Raw genomic sequence first — 18,206 nt, 5'->3', positions numbered from 1 at the left:
TGTGGACGCGCGTTCTTGCGCAATCGAGGACGACGGTGACGCCGCACGTGGCCTGACGGCTCCAGATGGGATACGATCGGTGCGCGCGGGATTGCGCTGCTCGTCCCGCTCGAGATGAATGTTTGAGAGACGCGAACTGGGCAGCCGACCTTCGAGGGAGAGCGCCATGTATGCCGCCATTCGTCAGGGCAAGGCCAAGGCCGGCAAGGCCGAAGAGCTGACGCGCCGGATCAAAGAAGGTGCCATTCCGATCATCAGCGATGTCGAAGGCTTCATGGGCTATTATGTGGTCTATGCACCTGATGATACGGTGGTGGCGATCAGCCTCTTCAACAATTACGCGGCGGCCGAAGAATCAAACAAGCGCGCGCTGGCGTGGATCGAGCAGGAACTCGCGCCGCTATTGACCGGGCCGGCCACCGCGATGGCCGGACCCGTGATCGTGCACACGCTGGCCTGATCGGGCGAACGCTGAAGTCCTCTCAAATCAGAGCAGCCGACGTTCTCTTCACCCTACCCGGGAGGGGGAGGGTGAACGACGCGAGAAGCTGACCCAGCTCTCACTTCTGCTTGCCGTCCTTATCGAACGAGGAGACATAGGCCCAGAGATCGCCTGACTCTTTCTCGTTCTTGATGCCGGCGAACACCATCTTGGTGCCGGGAATCTTCGCCTTCGGGTCCTTGATGTATTCGAGGAACACGTCCTTGTTCCAGGTAATGCCGGAATTCTTGTTAGCGTCCGTATAGGAGTAGCCCTCGACGGTGCCGGACTTGCGGCCATCGAGCCCGTTCAACACCGGGCCGACCTTGTTCTTGGCGCCTTCGCCGATCGCGTGGCAGGCCAGACATTTGTTGAACGACGTTTTGCCGGCGGCAGCATCCTGCGCCAGCGCGCCCGTTGCTGTGGCCAAAGAGGTAACGACAACCAGCGCGCTCAAAGTCGATGTTTTCATGTGGTGCTCTTTGTTTCTTCCCGGGTAGAGGCGGATTTCTTGTGGCAGGACCGCTTGGATTGGACAAGCCACGAAACTTTGACAGTTTTGCCGATGGCCGGCTTGTCCCAGAGAGAACTCACCGTTCGGAGGGCCGGCAATCCAACTTTCGGATGGCCTACCCAAACCTTGGTAGACGTGCTTGATTTGTCGTAACAATTCGATGAAGCGCGGTCTGGAGGACACGGATGGCCATCATGATGCCGGCTGCCGATCAGGCAGTTCTGAACCGGCGTGACGCCATTGTAGCCGCGCTCCGCGCGATCGTACCGGGCGAGGGCGTGATCGACAGCGCGGCCGAAATGCTGCCCTACGAGTCCGATGGCCTGATGGCCTACCGGCAGCCGCCGATGGTCGTGGTGCTGCCGGACACCACGGAACAGGTCTCAAAAGTCCTGAAATACTGCTTCGAGCAGGGCATCAAGGTGGTGCCGCGCGGCTCCGGCACATCGCTATCGGGCGGCGCGCTGCCGCTGGCCGACGGCGTGCTGCTGGGGCTCGGCAAGTTCAAACGCATCCGCGAGATCGATTTCGACAACCGCGTGGTGGTGACCGAGCCCGGCGTCACCAACCTCGCCATCAGCCAGGCGGTGGCGCATGCCGGCTTCTATTATGCGCCCGATCCGTCGTCGCAGATCGCCTGCTCGATCGGCGGCAATGTCGCGGAAAATTCCGGCGGCGTGCATTGCCTGAAATACGGCATGACCACCAACAACGTGCTGGGCTGCGAGATCGTGCTGATGTCCGGAGAGATCCTGCGCATCGGCGGCAAGGCGGCGGAGAACTCGGGCTACGACCTGATGGGAATCATCACCGGCTCCGAAGGCCTGCTTGGCGTCATCACCGAAATCACGGTGCGGATCCTGCAGAAGCCGGAGACGGCGCGCGCCCTCATGGTCGGTTTCGCCGAGGTCGAGGCCGCCGGCGAATGCGTGGCACGGATCATCGGCAATGGCATCATTCCAGGCGGCATGGAGATGATGGACAAGCCGGCGATCCACGCGGCGGAAGCGTTCGTTCATGCCGGCTATCCGCTCGATGTCGAGGCGCTTTTGATTATCGAACTCGATGGTCCGAGTGTGGAAGTCGACGAATTGATCAAGCGCGTCGAGGCGATCGCGCAAGGCTGCGGCTCGACGACCTGCCAGATTTCGACGTCTGAGGCAGAGCGCAATCTGTTCTGGGCCGGCCGCAAGGCGGCATTCCCGGCGGTGGGCCGGATTTCGCCCGATTATCTCTGCATGGACGGCACCATTCCGCGCGGCGCGCTGCCGAAGGCGCTCGCACGAATCCGCGACCTCTCGGCCAAATACGATCTGCGCGTCGCCAACGTGTTTCACGCCGGCGACGGCAATCTGCATCCTTTGATCCTCTACGATGCCAACCAGCCCGGCGAGATCGAGCGGGCGGAAGCCTTCGGCGCCGACATCCTGCGCGCCTGCGTCGAGTTCGGCGGCGTGCTGACCGGTGAACACGGCGTCGGCATCGAGAAGCGCGATTTGATGCCGGAGATGTTTTCGGAAGTAGACCTCAATCAGCAGCAGCGGCTGAAATGCGCGTTTGACGCGCAGGGGCTGCTCAACCCCGGGAAGGTGTTTCCGACATTGCACCGCTGCGCCGAACTCGGTCGCATGCATGTGCACGCCGGAAAGCTGGCGTTTCCGGATTTGCCGCGGTTCTAGCGGCGCCATGAGCGAGTTCAGCGTCAGCTATCATATTCGTCTCGCCGAAGGCATCGATGCGCAGAAGCTGCTGCGCCAGGCCAAAGCCGCGGGCATCGTCTTCGGACCGGCGAATGGTTGGCTGACATTCGTTCCGTACGCTGGCTCGGCGGCGTATCGAAGTGCGGGTGAAGCGCGTTTTGCGGATTATCTTTCGAAGCTCACCGGCCTTCCCGTCCTGTATTATTGCTATGCCGAAGACCACGGCTGGAGCTTCGCGCTCGCGGACAGCGTGCGCCCCCTAGTTCAGTTCGCGTGCTGGTGGGACCAGCAACCGGCCGTCGAGCGCGACCAGTTCGATCTGCTTGCCCTTGCCCCCCTTGTCGCAACGGAGGCACTCGAGCCGCTGCTTCGTCCGTTCAACCATGAAGAGGCAACGCTTACGAAACCCGCCGTTCGGTTCGGTGAGTTGCTCGGACTTCCCGCGTATCAGTCGATCTCCCCCGATCTGGCGCAGGATCACACGCAAGACCTTCTCGACAGGGCCGGTCGGAAGCTCGGTGCCAAGTCGGCCAGCGCGGCAGTGCGGTTCCAGCTTCCTCCAAATCGGAAGATCACATTCCCAGAGCCGGCTCCTACCGCGCGCGAGGCCCTGAACCTCATCGCCCCGTTCATGGCGCAGTTCAAGCCGCCATGGGGCCTGCAGATGGTGACGACCTGGGGCTTCGACGTGCCCGAAGGTCGCGGCATTTGGAAGGTGTGGTGGCGCTACGGTGACAGCGGTGACACGGTGACGGCAGTCCTCGCGAACGATGGCCGATTGTTGTTCGACGCAGATTCAGCCCCGTCTTACGCGACCGATCGTATGGCGAAGGTAATTCACTTGCCCGAAAAGTGGCTCGACAGCCCCCACGTCACGGCGATCATGGCAGACCTGCCCATTCCCGACGGATTTGACGGAGGGCGTAAGGGATCCATGGCTCTCAAATCGCTCAACGACTGTCTCCACTGGGAAATCTTGATCGCTGGCAACCGGGGCGAAGTCGGATCGTCCTCGTTCTGGGCCGTTTATGTCGACGCCGTCTCGGGAGAAGTCCTCGCTGAGGTTCACACCCGGAAGGTCAACGATCAGGAGACAGTTCGACAGCGGGTGCGGAAGGGAGATTGGACGGACGTGGATGCGTCCAGCCAATCGACAGCTTGAGGCAGGGCTCCCGATGCTGCAGATTTGCTTTCCGCTTTAAACTTGGATACCGGCTCAGTCGTGGATACGCTTAAGGTTAGAGACGCCAGGGACGTCGAAGAGGTGGTGCGCACGGCGATCGCCAGCGAGCAGCCGTTGGAGATCATCGGCCATGGCACCAAGCGGCAGATCGGCCATCCGATGGCGACCAATGCCGTGCTCGACCTGTCGGCGCTGAACGCCGTTTCCGCCTACGAGCCGAACGAACTGATCATCACGGTGCAAGCAGGCGCACCGCTCGCCGACGTGCAGTCGCTGATCGATTCCAAGAACCAGCACTTCGCCTTCGAGCCGATGGATACGTCCGTGCTGCTCGGCGCGGCCGGCAACGGCACCATCGGCGGCATGATCGGTGCCGGGCTGGCGGGACCGCGCCGGATCAAGGCCGGCGGCGCCCGCGATCACCTGCTGGGTGCGCATGCGGTGTCGGGCTTTGGCGACAGTTTCAAGACCGGGGGCAGGGTGGTGAAGAACGTCACCGGTTACGACCTCTGCAAGCTCCTGGCGGGGTCATGGGGCACGCTGGCGGTCATGACCGAGGTGACGCTGAAGGTGATGCCGAAGCCCGAGAGCGAGCGGACGCTGATGCTTTCAGGGCTGGATGACGTCACCGCCAACCGCGCGATGACCGCGGCGCTCGGTTCGCCCTATGACGTATCAGGCGCGGCGCATCTGCCGGGTTCGGTGTTCGGCTCCGCAACCGGCGCGCTGAAGCGCCTTGGCGCTGCGGGGCGGGCACTTACCCTGCTGCGGCTGGAAGGCATCGCGGCCTCGGTGGCCGACCGCGCCGGTTCGCTCGGCAACGCGCTGGCGGCGTTCGGTGCGGTGGAGATGCTGCAGGACGATGCCTCGTCGTCGATCTGGGCCGAGGTCCGCGATGTCGAGCCGTTCGCCGCCAGCGGCGCGCGGGGGCTATGGCCGGTATGGCGGATCGTCTGCCCGCCGGCCTCGGGCGGCGCGCTCGGCCAGGCGCTGGCGCGCGGGTCCCAGGGCGACGTGATCTACGATTGGGGCGGCGGCCTGATCTGGGCGGCGGTGCCGCCGCAGCCGGACGCGCTGGCCGGTCCGGTGCGCCGGGAGGTCGAGGCGGCCGGCGGCCATGCGACGCTGATCCGCGCGCCCGAAGAGATCAGGCGGAACGTCGAGGTGTTTCACCCGCAGGCCGGCGGCCTCGCCGCGCTGGGCCAGCGCGTGCGCCACAGCTTCGATCCCAAGATCATCCTCAACCGCGGCCGGATGCTGCTGATGACAGCGACATGAAAACCGAATTCTCGCTCACGCAACTGGCCGATCCCGATATCGCCGAAGCCGACAAGATCCTGCGCGCCTGCGTGCATTGTGGCTTCTGCACCGCGACCTGTCCGACCTATGTACTGCTCGGCGACGAGCTCGATAGCCCGCGCGGGCGCATCTATTTGATCAAGGAGATGCTGGAAAAGGACCGCCCGCCGACCGCGGAGGTGGTCAAGCATATCGACCGCTGCCTGTCCTGCCTCGCCTGCATGACTACCTGTCCGTCGGGCGTACACTACATGCACCTGGTCGATCAGGCGCGGGTCCGGATCGAGAGGGACTATTCGCGGCCGCTGACCGAGCGGGCCCTGCGCGCGGTGCTGGCGCTGGTGCTGCCGCGGCCCAAGCTGTTTCGCGCCAGCATGATCATGGCGCGGCTCGCCCGGCCGCTTGCGGCCCTGCTGCCGGCGTCAAATGCCGCCGCGACACCCGGCCTGCTGCGGCGGATCAAGGCGATGCTGGCGCTGGCGCCGAAAGGCCTTCCGGCGCCGGGACCCTCGGGCGGCAGCGTCTTTGCGGCCATCGGCGAGCGGCGCGGGCGGGTCGCGCTGCTGCAGGGTTGCGCCCAGCAGGTGCTGGCGCCGCGCATCAACCAGGCCGCCATCAATCTCCTGACGCGCCACGGCATCGAGGTCGTCCTGGTCAAGGACGAGCAATGCTGCGGCGCGCTCACCCATCACCTCGGGCAGGATAGCGACGCGCTGGCGCGGGCGCGCGCCAACATCAATGTGTGGAAAAAGGAAGCGGAACAAGGCGGCCTCGACGCCATCCTGATTACGGCATCGGGCTGCGGCACGGTCATCAAGGACTATGGTTTCATGCTGCGCGAGGATCGCGATTTCGCTAGCCCCGCAGCACAAATCTCCGCGCTGGCAAAGGATATCACGGAGTTTCTCGGCGGCATTGAACTCGCGCCAACGACGCAAAAAGGCGACGTCACAATCGCCTATCACTCGGCTTGTTCGCTACAACACGGACAGAAAATCACAGGCCTTCCGAAAGAATTGCTTTCCAAGAATGGATTCGTGGTGAAAGATGTGCCTGAAAGCCATTTGTGTTGCGGTTCGGCGGGGACCTACAACATTCTCCAGCCCGACATTGCGAGCAGATTGCGCGATCGGAAGATCGCCAATCTTGCGACAGTCAAACCGGACATGATCGCTGCAGGCAATATTGGATGCATGGTTCAGATTGCCGGCGGTACGTCAGTTCCTGTGGTGCACACGATTGAGCTTCTCGATTGGGCGACAGGAGGTCCAAAGCCTGGATCGATCGGCCAGGGATTGAATTGATCGATCGGCCTACGGGCACGATCCGGAACGTCTGCCCGCGTGTGGATGGCGGGATCGGCATCCGGTTTCCTCGGGACAAGCGCGAAAGCGTTTGCCCGGAGATCGCGCCCGGACAAGGGATGGAGCGGGAGGGCACTTCGAAGAAGTGCCGCCCCGGTCTGGCCCACGGACTATTCGAAGCGCTCGACACCACATGGACGGCGTCAACAGGAGGACCAGATGGCGAAGAAGAGTAAGAAGGCCAAGAAGGCTAAAAAGGCCAAGAAGGCCGTAGTGGCGAAGAAGAAGAAGTCCGCGAAGAAGGCCGCGAAGAAATCGGCGAAGAAGGCTGCGAAAAAGGGCGCAAAGAAATCCGCCAAGAAGGCTGCAAAGAAGTCAAAGGCGGCGGCCGCACCGAAGAAGGCCGCAAAGAAGAGCCCGGCAAAGAAAAAGAGGGCGGCTGCCAAGCCCGCCGCTCCCAAGGCAGAGCCCGCGGTGGCGGCGGCAGAGCCGGAACCCGCGTCCGCACCGGCGCCGAGCTGGGCTACCCCTGAGCCGTCCACACCCTCATGGGGATCCGGCTCGTCCAACGGCGGCGACCACAACTAGACGGTCGCTTGCCGGGAGTAACGTTTCGGAAAGGCCGCAGCGTCCACCGCTGCGGCCTTTTTCGTGAGGGCTGTCCTCAGTTCGTGAGGGCTGCCCGGGCAACCGGAGCCGTGTTTTCACCGGGAAGTTGATTCGCAAAAGGCGTCTTCCGGCATGTCGGTCCGCTGCTGCTTTTTCCGATTCCAGATGCCATCCGGCCGCACCAGACCCCCTGGAATTGTGGTGAGAATGCAACACCTGCGCAGAACATTTATCGAAACGGCTGGAACGCCTAAAAAGGCGGCACATGCTTGCCTTTTTTGCTTCACGATCATGACACTGCAGACCACTGTGTAGCCACGTTAAGACATTTGGCCGCAGTCGGTTGTCGCTTGCCCTTGGGGGGCGCCGGAATTGGACTGTCTAGAAGGGTGGATGGGGATCGTCATGAAGAAACTGGTTTTGTTGGCAACGGCGCTGGCAATGGTATCGGGTTCGGCTCTCGCTGCGGATCTGCGGGTGAAGGCCGTCAAGGCCCCGCCGCCGCCGGCATTCGATCCCTGGGATTTCGCCTTCGGCGGCGGCATCACCAACGACTACATCTTCCGTGGCATCACCCAGTCCAACCACAAGCCGTCGGTCAACGTCTACTTCGAGCCGCGCTACAACGTTACCAAGGACTTCCAGCTCTACGTCGGCGTGGGCGGTGCGAGCATCTCGTTCCCCAACCGCGCAGCGGCTGAAGTCGACGCTTACGGCGGTGCGCGCCTGACGCTCGGCGCTTTCGCCTTCGACGTCGGCGCCTGGGGCTACCTCTATCCCGGCGGGACCTGCCAATACGGTGGTGGTGCTACCACCGATTTCGCCGGCGTTCCGCTCAGCGCCGAATGCCAGGCAAACACGCTGGTCAATCTTAACGTTCTCAAGAAGGACGTCAGCTTCTTCGAGGTCTACGGCAAGGTGAACTACACCTTCAACGACAACTTCTCGATGGGCGGCAACGTTTATTATACGCCGAGCTTCCTCAACAGCGGCGCCGAAGGCACCTACGCCTCGATCGTCGGCAAGGCGATTGCGCCGAGCACCTGGTTCGGCGCCAGCGGCATCGGCATGTACGTGTCGGGTGAATTCGGCCGCCAGTGGCTGGGCACGTCAGACTCGTTCTACGGCACCGCGCTGTTCCCGAACGGCATCAACTACGCCGACTACAACACCTGGAACGTCGGCATCGGCTTCACCTACAAGGTGTTCACGCTGGACTTCCGTTACTCCGACACCAACCTGTCGAAGGGCGATTGCAACGCCTTCACCAGCGACTTCGCCGCCCGCGGCAACATCACGGCATCGTCGGGCACCTTCGTGACCCCGATCAATCCGTCGGGCGTAGGTTCGAACTGGTGCGGCGCGGCTGGCATCGTCAGGCTCTCGGCTGACCTGACCGCGCTGACCAACCTGAAGTAAGATATTCCTCTGTCGGAAGACGAGGGGCGGCAGAGCGATCTGCCGCCCCTTTTCTTTTGCGGAGGCTTGAGCGCTGGCTTTAGGCCGAGCGAAATCGGATAGCCGTAGCCCGGATGGAGCCAACGGGTCGCGCGAATGCGCGCCCGCGACGAGCGCAATTGCGCTCGCACAGTGATGACAGGCTCCGCGCAATCCGGGATAAGCGCATCCACTTGTGACATGGTTCCGGATTGCGCGGAGTCTGTCGGGCGCGCATGCGCGCGACCCGTTGGCTCCATCCGGGCTACATGGCTACGACGTCTTGGCCGGCTCGCCGGCCTCGAGCACAAACTGGTCGCCGTCACGCGTCAGCGTGACGTTGCGCTGATGGAAAGCATCGAGCGTCGAGCGGTGTCCAATCGAGATGATCGTGGTATCAGGCAATTTCTCCTCGATCAGGCGATACAGCGCCTTCTCCGAGGGTTCGTCGAGCGAGGCGGTGGCCTCATCGAGGAACAGGTATTGCGGCGCATGCAACAGCGCGCGCGCGATGCCGAGGCGCTGCTGTTCGCCGAGCGACAGCGTTTGATTCCAGTGCCCATGTTTGCCGGGCTGCACGGCAAGCTTGGGCAATCCCACCGCCTGCAGCGTGTCGGCGATCTGCTGCGCGGTAAACGCGCCCTCTTTGGCGGGGTATTCGACCGCCCCTTGTAGCGATCCGACCGGGAAATACGGGCGCTGCGGCAACATCATCAACGTTGCACCGGCCGGAATGGCGACGGAGCCGGCGCCGAATGGCCAGATGCCGGCAATCGCGCGGAACAGCGTCGATTTGCCGGAGCCCGAGGGGCCCGTCATCAGCGTGCGCTCGCCTTTGCAGAAGCTAAACCGGTCCGCGTTCACCAGCGGCGTTCCGTTGGGTAGTCGCAGCACCAGATCCTTGAGGTTGATTGCGCCGTCGCCTTGCGTTGCTGTGACGTGAATTCGATCGCGGCGCTTGGTGAGTTCTGTTGCCGCTGCAATCCCGGCCTCGAATCCGTCGAGACGGTTCACCACCGCCTGCCACTCCGCCAGTTGACGATAGATCGTGATGAAGAACGAAAGCGCGCCTTGCACGCTCGCAAATGCCGACGCGGTCTGCATCATGCCGCCGAGCTGAATCTTCTTCGCGAAGTAGGCCGGCGCCACCAGGATATACGGAAAGATCACCGAAGCCTGCGAATAGCTCGCGGTGAACGCTGTCAGCTTCTTGGTCCGGTTCATGATGGCAAGCCAGTTCTCCACCACGCGACCGAAGCGAACCAGAAGGCGTTCGCGCTCCGCGGCGTCTCCGCGCAACAGCGCGATCTGTTCGGAGTTTTCCCGGACGCGCACCAGGTTGAAACGAAAATCCGCCTCGTACTGCTGCTGGCGGAAATCGATGCCGACCAGCGGCCAGCCGATCAGATGAGTCAGGACGGTGCCAAGAATCGAATAGATCAGCGCGCCCCAGACGAGGTAGCCGGGAATGGCGATATCCTGACCGAACAGGTGCAGCGGTGCGGCGTTCGAAAGGCCCCACAGGATGACGACAAAGGACGCCAGCGTAACGATCGAGTTCAGCAATCCAACGCCGATGTTGAGCGTTCGATCGACGAACAGCTTGACGTCGTCGGTCATGCGCTGGTCGGGGTTATCGGCTGCGTCTCCCTGAAGCTGCATCCGGTAATGGTTGGCTTGATGCATCCATTCACTGAGATAGTGCGCCGTCATCCAGCGCCGCCAGCGGATCTGCAGCCATTGATTGAGATAGAGCTGGTAGACCGCGATCACGATGAAGACCGTGGCCAGCACGCTGAAATACATGATTTCGTAGACGAAGGCGTCCCAGTTGTAATCCTGAAGCGCATTGTAGAAGCGGAGGTTCCATTGGTTCTGCAGGACGGTGAGGTAGACGATGGCGAGCTCGGCGGCGATCACCGCCGCCAGCAGCGCGCGGCCGGCCCATTTGTCTTCCGAACGAAAATAGGGAGTGGCGATGCGCCACACGGTGGCGAGCGTCGAGCGGATGTTTTTCACAGATTTACCGTCTCCGGAGGAAGGCCCTCAAGACCTTGATGGAATGGAAGAATTAGAGGGTGGGCGACCAAATTTACTTGATTTCTAGCCTGCGGCAGCTTGTCGCAGCATGCGCCGAGAGACTAGCATGGCCGAAACGGCGAGGGGCGGCGGCCATCGAACTTCGCGAGGTTGTGAGCGGACTTTTGGCGAAGCCAGAAGCGCCCAATCCCGCCTTTGAGAGGTGGCCCCGCATCCGCCAGGTGAGCCGGCCGTCCATGCCGGCGGGCGTGCCAATAACAATGTCGGGGAGAACCGCAATGTGGGATCAACACTATAATCCGCTTGGCAACGCCGCGCTGTCGACAATCGCCGCCGCCCTGCCTGTGGTCACGCTGCTGGTGCTGATCGCCAGCGGCAAGGTCAAGGCGCATCTCGCGGCCATCATCGCGCTGATCGTTGCCAACGTGATCACCATTGGCATCTTCACCATGCCTGCCGACATGTCGATCCGCGCCTCGCTGCTCGGCGTCGTGATCGGCTTCTTTCCGATCGGCTGGATCGTGCTCAACGTCATCTTTCTCTACCGCATCACGGTCGAGACCGGGCGGTTCGAGCTGCTGCAGCGCGCGATCGGCGGTGTCACCACCGACCGCCGGCTGCAGCTTCTTCTGATTGCGTTCGCCTTCGGCGCGTTCTTCGAAGGCGCATCGGGCTTCGGCACGCCGGTCGCGATCACCGGCGCGATCCTGATCGGGCTCGGCTTCTCGCCGCTGGCCGCCTCGGGCCTCTCGCTGATCGCCAACACCGCGCCGGTCGCCTATGGCGCGCTCGGCACGCCGATCCAGGGGCTGGCCTCCGTGACCGGCCTCGACCCCTATGTCCTCGGTGCGATGGTCGGCCGGCAATTGCCGTTCTTCTCGCTGATCGTGCCGTTCTGGCTGATCTGGGCGTTTGCGGGCTGGCGCGGCATGATCGCGATCTGGCCGGCCATTCTCGTCACCGGCGTCTCGTTTGCTGTTCCGCAATTTGTGATCTCGAACTTCATCAACCCCTGGATCGTCGATATCGGCGCCTCGTTGATTTCGATGGGCTGCCTGATCCTGTTCCTCAAGGTTTGGCAACCCCGGGAGCTCTGGCTGTCCCCGGCGCTGCGCGGAAAAGATGAATCGGCGGCGACCATGAAGCCCGCCAAGCCTCTGAATACGGCGAAGCTCAGCCAGGCGCAGCTCTGGAGCGCGCTGCTGCCGTGGATCATCGTCTGCGTCGTAATGCTGATCTGGGGCACCGGCGCGTTCAAGGGTTGGGCGAACGCGAACTTCGCCTGGAAATACCAGGTGCCCGAGCTGCACAATATGATCAACAAGATTCCGCCGGTGGCCGCGAAGCCGACGCCGGAGGCGGCGCTGTTCGACTTCACCTACCTGTCCTTCACCGGGACGGGCATGCTGATCGCCGCGATCATTTCCGGCTTCCTGATGGGCTTCTCGCCGCTGAAGATGGTTGCGGAATATGGCCGCACCATCAGGCTGTGCGCGATCTCGCTGATCACGATCTCGGCGATGCTCGCCATCGGCACGCTGACGCGGCTCTCCGGCGTCGACGCCACGCTCGGCCTCGCCTTTGCCGCCACCGGCGTGCTCTATCCCTTCTTCGGCACGCTGCTCGGCTGGCTCGGCGTGGCGCTGACGGGATCGGACACCGCTTCCAACGTGCTGTTCGGCAATCTGCAGAGGATCACCGCCGAACAGCTCGGCCTGTCGCCCATTCTGATGGCCGCCGCCAACTCCTCCGGCGGCGTCATGGGCAAGATGATCGACGCGCAATCGATCGTCGTCGCCTCGACGGCGACCAACTGGTACGGCCACGAAGGCTCGATCCTGCGTTACGTCTTCCTGCATTCGATCGTGCTGGCCTGCCTCGTCGGCGTGCTGGTGACGCTGCAGGCCTACGTCCATCCGTTCACGCTGATGGTGCTTGAATAGCCGCCGTCGGGGCGATCCGCCGACCATCCCCGCGGCCGACGCCGCGGGGATTTGTTACCGGTATGGGATTCGTACTGAGGCCCCGTTTCGCGTGTGGTCTCGCAAGACCGACGGGCGTAATCAAACGCGGCCAAGCTCATGCCGGAACCGACCACCCCGGTGTTTTTGGATCAGGTCTCGCCTCCGGCGAAGATATCCTTCTTGATGACCGCATGGACGCCCCAATTTCCATCGACCACCTGGGTGATGCCGAAGTCGACGCCAACCGTAATCAAAGAGATCGCCTCATCTTCGGTCAGCTTCTTGGTCGTCATCAGGAATTTACGCATCTTGCGGAACGCATCGCGCAAAGCCAGGTCAACCGACGATTTCGAGTAAATGTCTGACTGCGCCTTGTCTCCCAACTCGGTGAGATAATTGGCGAAGCTGAAGCCGTGCACTAGCCACTCATCCCTGGTTTCCAGCATCGGATAGTCGAGGGCTTCGAGAGCCGTGCCGACGAGGTCGGCTTTCTTGTGCAGAATGATCTGGAAGGTGCCGTTCAGCGAGCTTTCGATGGCCGTGCCGCAAAGCTCGGAGTCTCCCTGCGAGGCGTGCGGGTCGCCAACAGACAGCAGGCCTCCTTCGACTGCGACCGGATAATACATCGTGGCGCCCTTGCCGATCCGCCAATTGTCGATGTTGCCTCCGGTATAGCTCGGCGGAATTGAATCGACGATATCGGCTTCCTTCGGCGCCAGGCCGATGACGCCGAAATGCGGACGTATCGGAATGCGCACATTCTTCAGGATGCCGTGGTTCTCCTTGATCGTGGAGTGATCGACCGGAACGCCGGGATAGTCGATGGTTTTGTGCACGACGCCCGAAGGATCGGTCTGTGGAGTCCATTGGAAATTGTACACGGCTTTCGCCCAGTTGCGTTCGCCTGACGCGTCGACCTCGTAGATCGTGATCACTTCGCGCGGTTTAGGCTCGGTCAACAAGTCCTTGTAGTGAAAGCCCCACCATGCCGCCGCGTTGCTGCCGAAGGCTTTTCCACGATATTGCGGATTGGCGCATGGCCGGGGCGTGACGTCGATAATACGCAACTCGATCACGTCGCCGTCCTGGGCGCCGCGGACGTAGACCGGGCCTGTGCAGATGTGCACGCCAAGGCCCTCGCCGGCGCCACGCCCGAATAGCGAGGCATCCATCGGTCCGGCGCCGCGCCGGTTCACGCCCTTCTTTTCCTTGGTCCACAGGAACACGCTTTCGGCGCCGGGATCGCCCTTCACCATGCGCTCGGCGTCGTCATTGGCATGGTGAGTCAACGCCTCAATGGTAATGAAGTCGCCGGAATCGATCTCGACCTGCGGTTTCAGTTTCTTGCTGAAATAGCCCCAATGCACAGTTTCGGCAGTTGCCGGCAGATGATGATAGGATCGCTTGGCGGGTTGGTTCTTTTCGGCAGCAGCCGCCATCTGCGGCGTCACCAGAGAAATACCGCCCGCGGTCATCGCTGCGGCGCCTCCGGCTGCGGCGAAGCTGGACCTCAGGAACGATCGGCGTTCGCGATCAAGCGTTTCCTTGAACTTGCGATGGTGCAATTCGAATTCCGGACAGTTCTTGTCATCACCCGCGCACATCGGATCTCTCCCTGATTTGAACGCGCATCCAGGCGCACGCCTGATCCCACCTCAGTTCATCGCAACAGTCAAAGCGTTGCTGCATCAGGAAGTGAATGAAAAATAGCTCCTTTGCTTATTGCTTGAGCCTTGCGTGCTCAACTCTTGCTGGACGCACCAAGCAGTCGGAATCTTGTGATTGCCGCCGGCGCTTCCCACGGAGGTTTCAGAGTTTCCGGCTGTCATAAGCCCAATGCAGCAGCGCCTGCCGTTGACGCTTCCGGCAGAAAAGATCGCCCGGCTCGCAATTCATCTGCAGTTGGCGCACGTGCCTTCGGATCGCCGCCCAGCGTTTGATCTGTCGTGTATCTTCGTCCGGAAGCCGCCGTCCGCGATAATAGCGGCAGTACCATTGAAACCAGCCGCGCGGGTCTTCGGGGTGTATCCAGCCCTTCTTGCGCCACACCGAGAGCGGCTGGCTGGCAGCAACTCCAAAGAAATTCAGCTTGGCGTCTGCGCGTTTCGGGGAGAGTTTTGCCTTTGCGAACCAACTGGCCGGAAACTCGTTCTTGCAATCGGTCATGTATTTTCCGCCGAAGACGCCAAGGCGCAGCATTTCCGCCGGCGTGAGTTCGGGGTGGAAGTCCGGGTCAAAGTTGCGGCCAACGGGTGCAGCGAGAACGTATCGATAACCCCGCTGCATCCGGTCATTCACGACGACGGTTCGCTGCTTCACCGCGACAGGACCCTTCCTGGCAAACGACTGTTGGGACGGCTCAACAAAACCCAGGACCAATATGTCAAAGATTTTACAGACGTGCCCGGTTTTGACCAGCCAAGGCCACGTTGCGCGCTTTCAGAGTCCGTTATCCGGAATGTCTCGGCGATCCCGATCTCTGCGTACACGCCCTAGCCAACCACGTCGTTGTCCAATAGAACGGCGCGCGGCGCGGTAGGTCTGGTATTTTTCGGGAGATAGCATGATTTCATTCGCACGCACGGCCCGGGCAGGCGCCACTTCGCTCTTGCTGATCGCCACCGCCCTGCATTTCAGCCCGGCACTGGCCGATGACGGCTTTCCGTTCGGGACGGAAATGCAGCTCGACGTGAACCGCCAGCCCGGATCCAAGCGGATCCCCAATCTGGAGATCGGCGATGCCGGCGAGGTGGTCCTCGAACTCTGGTGCAAGGGCGGCAAGGGCCAGTTTTCGGTGGCGGGCAACACCGTGATCTTCGTCGCCGGCGCGATGCAAAACCGGCCCTGTCCGCCGGACCGGGCTCAGGCCGATGACGAGTTGATCGCGGCGCTCACGGAAGCGGCCACCTGGAAACGGCAGGGCGATCTCGTGTCGTTCATCGGCGCGAAGACGCTGCGGTTTCGCATCAACACGAACTAGAGCATGATCCGGAAAAGTGGGTACCGGTTTTCCGAAAAGATCATGCTCAAATCGAAGAGATAGAGCGGGATGACGTTTCGAAGAAAAGTCATTCCGCTCTAGGCCTCGTGTGCCAAATGGCCGAAGATGAGTAAGCCTGAGATCAGCATAGGGCCCGAGGATCCGAGGCAGGCGGACGTGCGGCTTATCTTCGCCGAATCGGGTGCATACCTGCAGGCGCTGTATCCATCCGAAAGCAATCACGTCGTGGACGTGGATGCGCTTGCAGCACCCGACGCGGTCTTTCTCGCCGCGCGCCGTAACGGAGAACTTCTCGGATCGATCGCATTTCGGATCATCGCGCCTGGACATGCCGAAATAAAGCGCATGTTCGTACGTAGGGAAGCCCGGGGAACTGGTTTAGGTCGACGTTTGCTTGTTGCACTGGAAGATGCCGCGCGCCAGAAGCACGTCAGCCGTATCAGTCTGGAGACAGGCATCAGGCAACCAGAGGCGATCGGGCTCTATCGCGCATCTGGCTATCAGGAATGTCTGCCGTTCGGCACCTACACGTCTGACCCGCTTAGCCTGTTCATGACCAAACGCCTGCAGCCTTGATCTGCAGATAACGGTCGACCATGAGCTCTGTTACTGCGTCGCAATCAATCCGCTGGCGGTGGCAATGACCCAGCGGTTGCCCCAGCGCACGATGGACTCCACGCGTCCTAGACCGGGAATTGTGTCGCCGCGTGCGGCCATCCGAATTCCGTCAGGACCTTCGAGAACAGCGGTGCCGTCCCTGACATCAACAACCGTCCAACCGGGAATCGTCGCCGGCTTGGTTTCCGGCGCCGCCACCAGGGGCTGCCGCATCGCGATCACGGCGGCGGAAGGGCCCGCATTGGCCTGGGAGGCCGGGCCCGCAGACGGGCGTGCACCGCCCGGCAACAGGGCGGACGGCTTGGGAATGCTGCCGACAATGGCGGGCGCATCTGACGCCGATGCCGTCTTTCGAGCGCCTTCAATCCTGCCGCTTGATCGTGCTTCGGAAATTCGCGGCGAGGGCGTTTCTTTCTGCGCAACTTCTACCAGACCAAGCTCGCTTGCGAACTGCGGCCAGTTCAGGCCGCCGGCCCATCCCAGTCCAAAGCTTGCCACCACCGCTGCAGCGACCAGCACAGCGGCGCGTGCCTGATCGCCAAATGGCTCCCGCACCACCAATACTTCGTCGCGATCGGATTTAAGGAAATTCCACAGGCTCGCGCGTTGCTCCCGCCACTGCCCGGCAACCACATTCCCCGACCAGATGCTCTCAGAGGTACTCGGCTCGCGGTCTTGCATGGCGTGACCCAGATTTCGGAGAGCCGATGATGTTCCTCTAAGCTGAATCGAATCTTAACAATCAGGGCCCGGGAGCAAGATCATTGCGCGCTTTACCGCGGCGGAGGCATGGATACGCGCGCAGCTTGCCGGTCGCCCTATCGTGCCGGCCTGCGGATCATTTCCACACACTCTTGTCGGCGTCCCAGCGCTGGCCCTTGAATTCCTTGGCCAGCGCTTCGACCGAACCATTGTCGTCCTTCGGCTCGCCGCCTTCCTCGTCGCCGGTGGACTCTTCCGACAGGTTCAGCTTCGCGCCCGCGCCTTCATCCGCGGTCGTGATCACCGGGCTCGAGATCCACAGCATCAGCCTGTCCGACGCACCGGGCTTGTCCGGCGAGACCAGGGCGGTGACCTCGACGCTTTCGGTGAGCGCGAGCGCCGGATAGACCGGGCTCGGCCGCTTGAAGGTCAATGTCAGTTTTCCGGTATTGGCGTCCCAGTCGGAGCCCGCCGCCTTGGCTGCGAGCGTCCTGGAGAGAACGGCTGATATCGCCGATGCGATCTTCTCCTTGTTGATCTTGTCGCCGTCGCGCCATTCGGCGGCCGCGAAACGGATGGCGCGGTCCATCTCGACAGAGCCGCTGGTCCATCCCGCTGCGACCACGCCCGGCATCGATTTGGCCTTCGCAATCAGTGCAGCAGTGCGCTCCGGATCGGCCGTGAGGTTGATGGTCTGCTCGCCGGCGCGCAGCGCATCGCAGGAAATCGAAAGGCTCGACAGCCCGACCTCGACGGCCTCGCCCTTGAGGCTTTTGAGGAAATCGAGCGCGGCGTCGAGCTTGACCCGCACGCCGAACGCTTCCGGCGAGACCTCGGTAAAATCCTTCGGCGCCGGGGTGATGCCGTCGTCACTGGTCTGGTTGTCGAGGAATTCCTTCTCGCTGAGATCGGAATTGTCCGTCGAGGTCACCTCGGTCACGGCCTGGCCAATCGTGATCTGGCCACGGAATTCGAACGTGTCCGCGACAGGCTTGCGCGACAGCTTGACGGTGACCGGCAGCTTGTCACCGACGCTTTGCGTCGTGCCGGTCAGGCTCTGGCCGCTGACGGTGAGGTTGGCGATGAAGCGGTCCTTGCGATCGGAGCCCTTCGCGGCAGGATAGCAGACGTCGAGCACGGCCGCGGTGACGGTCTTGCCCTGCCGGGTTTCCTTCAGGATGACGTCGGCATTGCCGTCCATCAGGCCGTCGATCGCGGTGAAATAGCGCGTCTCGGTCGCGCCCGGCGCCGTCTTGGAGGGGAGTTTCATCTGGGCGAAAGCGAGGCTCGGGGAGACCGTGATCAGACCGAGCAGGAGAAGGAAGCGCGCGCGCATATGAAATTCCCTGAAACG

16 protein-coding genes are annotated in these 18,206 nt (G+C 62.3%); 10 read left to right on the top strand and 6 right to left on the bottom strand.

Annotated features, from left to right (window positions below):
• Positions 1 to 166: 166 nt before the first annotated feature.
• Entirely contained in the window at positions 167 to 460 is a 294-nt protein-coding gene (locus tag KIP88_RS11035) for an antibiotic biosynthesis monooxygenase (RefSeq protein WP_057838078.1), read from the top strand.
• A gap of 100 nt (positions 461 to 560) precedes the next feature.
• Here KIP88_RS11035 and cycA read toward each other — a convergent pair whose 3' ends face one another.
• Complete coding sequence (cycA, locus tag KIP88_RS11030; RefSeq protein WP_214487896.1) at positions 561 to 953, bottom strand: cytochrome c-550 CycA; 393 nt, start codon at positions 951 to 953, stop codon at positions 561 to 563.
• A 227-nt stretch (positions 954 to 1,180) separates the two neighbouring features.
• On the opposite strand from cycA, the gene KIP88_RS11025 reads away from it, so the two are divergent.
• From KIP88_RS11025 to KIP88_RS11000, 6 genes are all read left to right on the top strand, one after another.
• Positions 1,181 to 2,674 (top strand): FAD-linked oxidase C-terminal domain-containing protein, encoded by a 1,494-nt coding sequence (locus KIP88_RS11025; RefSeq protein ID WP_214487895.1) that lies wholly within the window; start codon positions 1,181 to 1,183, stop codon positions 2,672 to 2,674.
• Positions 2,675 to 2,681: 7 nt separating this feature from the next.
• Positions 2,682 to 3,857 (top strand): hypothetical protein, encoded by a 1,176-nt coding sequence (locus KIP88_RS11020; RefSeq protein ID WP_214487894.1) that lies wholly within the window; start codon positions 2,682 to 2,684, stop codon positions 3,855 to 3,857.
• A gap of 60 nt (positions 3,858 to 3,917) precedes the next feature.
• Complete coding sequence (locus KIP88_RS11015; RefSeq protein WP_214487893.1) at positions 3,918 to 5,156, top strand: FAD-binding protein; 1,239 nt, start codon at positions 3,918 to 3,920, stop codon at positions 5,154 to 5,156.
• Positions 5,153 to 6,481 carry a glycolate oxidase subunit GlcF gene (glcF, locus tag KIP88_RS11010; RefSeq protein ID WP_214487892.1) on the top strand — a complete coding sequence of 443 codons (1,329 nt, stop codon included), beginning with the start codon at positions 5,153 to 5,155 and terminating at the stop codon, positions 6,479 to 6,481. Before KIP88_RS11015 ends, glcF begins: the two co-directional genes overlap by 4 nt.
• A 219-nt stretch (positions 6,482 to 6,700) precedes the next feature.
• Positions 6,701 to 7,069 (top strand): histone, encoded by a 369-nt coding sequence (locus KIP88_RS11005; protein WP_214487891.1) that lies wholly within the window; start codon positions 6,701 to 6,703, stop codon positions 7,067 to 7,069.
• Between the two features lie 426 nt (positions 7,070 to 7,495).
• Complete coding sequence (locus KIP88_RS11000; protein ID WP_214487890.1) at positions 7,496 to 8,509, top strand: TorF family putative porin; 1,014 nt, start codon at positions 7,496 to 7,498, stop codon at positions 8,507 to 8,509.
• 291 nt (positions 8,510 to 8,800) lie between these two features.
• Here KIP88_RS11000 and KIP88_RS10995 read toward each other — a convergent pair whose 3' ends face one another.
• Entirely contained in the window at positions 8,801 to 10,546 is a 1,746-nt protein-coding gene (locus KIP88_RS10995; RefSeq protein ID WP_214487889.1) for an ABC transporter ATP-binding protein/permease, read from the bottom strand.
• Between the two features lie 299 nt (positions 10,547 to 10,845).
• Here KIP88_RS10995 and KIP88_RS10990 point away from each other — a divergent pair, with 299 nt between their 5' ends.
• Positions 10,846 to 12,510 carry an L-lactate permease gene (locus tag KIP88_RS10990; RefSeq protein WP_214487888.1) on the top strand — a complete coding sequence of 555 codons (1,665 nt, stop codon included), beginning with the start codon at positions 10,846 to 10,848 and terminating at the stop codon, positions 12,508 to 12,510.
• A gap of 170 nt (positions 12,511 to 12,680) precedes the next feature.
• Here the strand turns inward: KIP88_RS10990 and KIP88_RS10985 are convergent, their stop codons facing one another.
• Together KIP88_RS10985 and KIP88_RS10980 are read right to left on the bottom strand one after the other, a co-directional pair.
• Positions 12,681 to 14,135, bottom strand: a complete 1,455-nt coding sequence (locus KIP88_RS10985) for an acetamidase/formamidase family protein (RefSeq protein ID WP_214487887.1) — start codon at positions 14,133 to 14,135, stop codon at positions 12,681 to 12,683.
• A 205-nt stretch (positions 14,136 to 14,340) separates the two neighbouring features.
• Complete coding sequence (locus tag KIP88_RS10980; protein WP_214487886.1) at positions 14,341 to 14,850, bottom strand: hypothetical protein; 510 nt, start codon at positions 14,848 to 14,850, stop codon at positions 14,341 to 14,343.
• A gap of 244 nt (positions 14,851 to 15,094) precedes the next feature.
• On the opposite strand from KIP88_RS10980, the gene KIP88_RS10975 reads away from it, so the two are divergent.
• Together KIP88_RS10975 and KIP88_RS10970 are read left to right on the top strand one after the other, a co-directional pair.
• On the top strand, positions 15,095 to 15,511 hold the full coding sequence (locus KIP88_RS10975; protein ID WP_214487885.1) for an META domain-containing protein: 417 nt from the start codon (positions 15,095 to 15,097) through the stop codon (positions 15,509 to 15,511).
• 126 nt (positions 15,512 to 15,637) lie between these two features.
• Positions 15,638 to 16,108 (top strand): GNAT family N-acetyltransferase, encoded by a 471-nt coding sequence (locus tag KIP88_RS10970; RefSeq protein ID WP_214487884.1) that lies wholly within the window; start codon positions 15,638 to 15,640, stop codon positions 16,106 to 16,108.
• A gap of 30 nt (positions 16,109 to 16,138) precedes the next feature.
• Here the strand turns inward: KIP88_RS10970 and KIP88_RS10965 are convergent, their stop codons facing one another.
• Together KIP88_RS10965 and KIP88_RS10960 are read right to left on the bottom strand one after the other, a co-directional pair.
• Positions 16,139 to 16,831: a hypothetical protein gene (locus KIP88_RS10965; protein ID WP_214487883.1), complete on the bottom strand. Its 693-nt coding sequence runs from the start codon at positions 16,829 to 16,831 to the stop codon at positions 16,139 to 16,141.
• Between the two features lie 157 nt (positions 16,832 to 16,988).
• Positions 16,989 to 18,188 (bottom strand): hypothetical protein, encoded by a 1,200-nt coding sequence (locus KIP88_RS10960; protein ID WP_214487882.1) that lies wholly within the window; start codon positions 18,186 to 18,188, stop codon positions 16,989 to 16,991.
• Between the last annotated feature and the right edge of the window lie 18 nt (positions 18,189 to 18,206).

The sequence above is a fragment of the Bradyrhizobium sp. SRL28 genome (genome assembly GCF_018596315.1).
In the GTDB taxonomy this organism is placed as follows: Bacteria; Pseudomonadota; Alphaproteobacteria; order Rhizobiales; family Xanthobacteraceae; genus Bradyrhizobium.
Note: the sequence above shows the minus strand (reverse complement) of the source record. Positions and strands in the feature narration are given on the sequence as shown.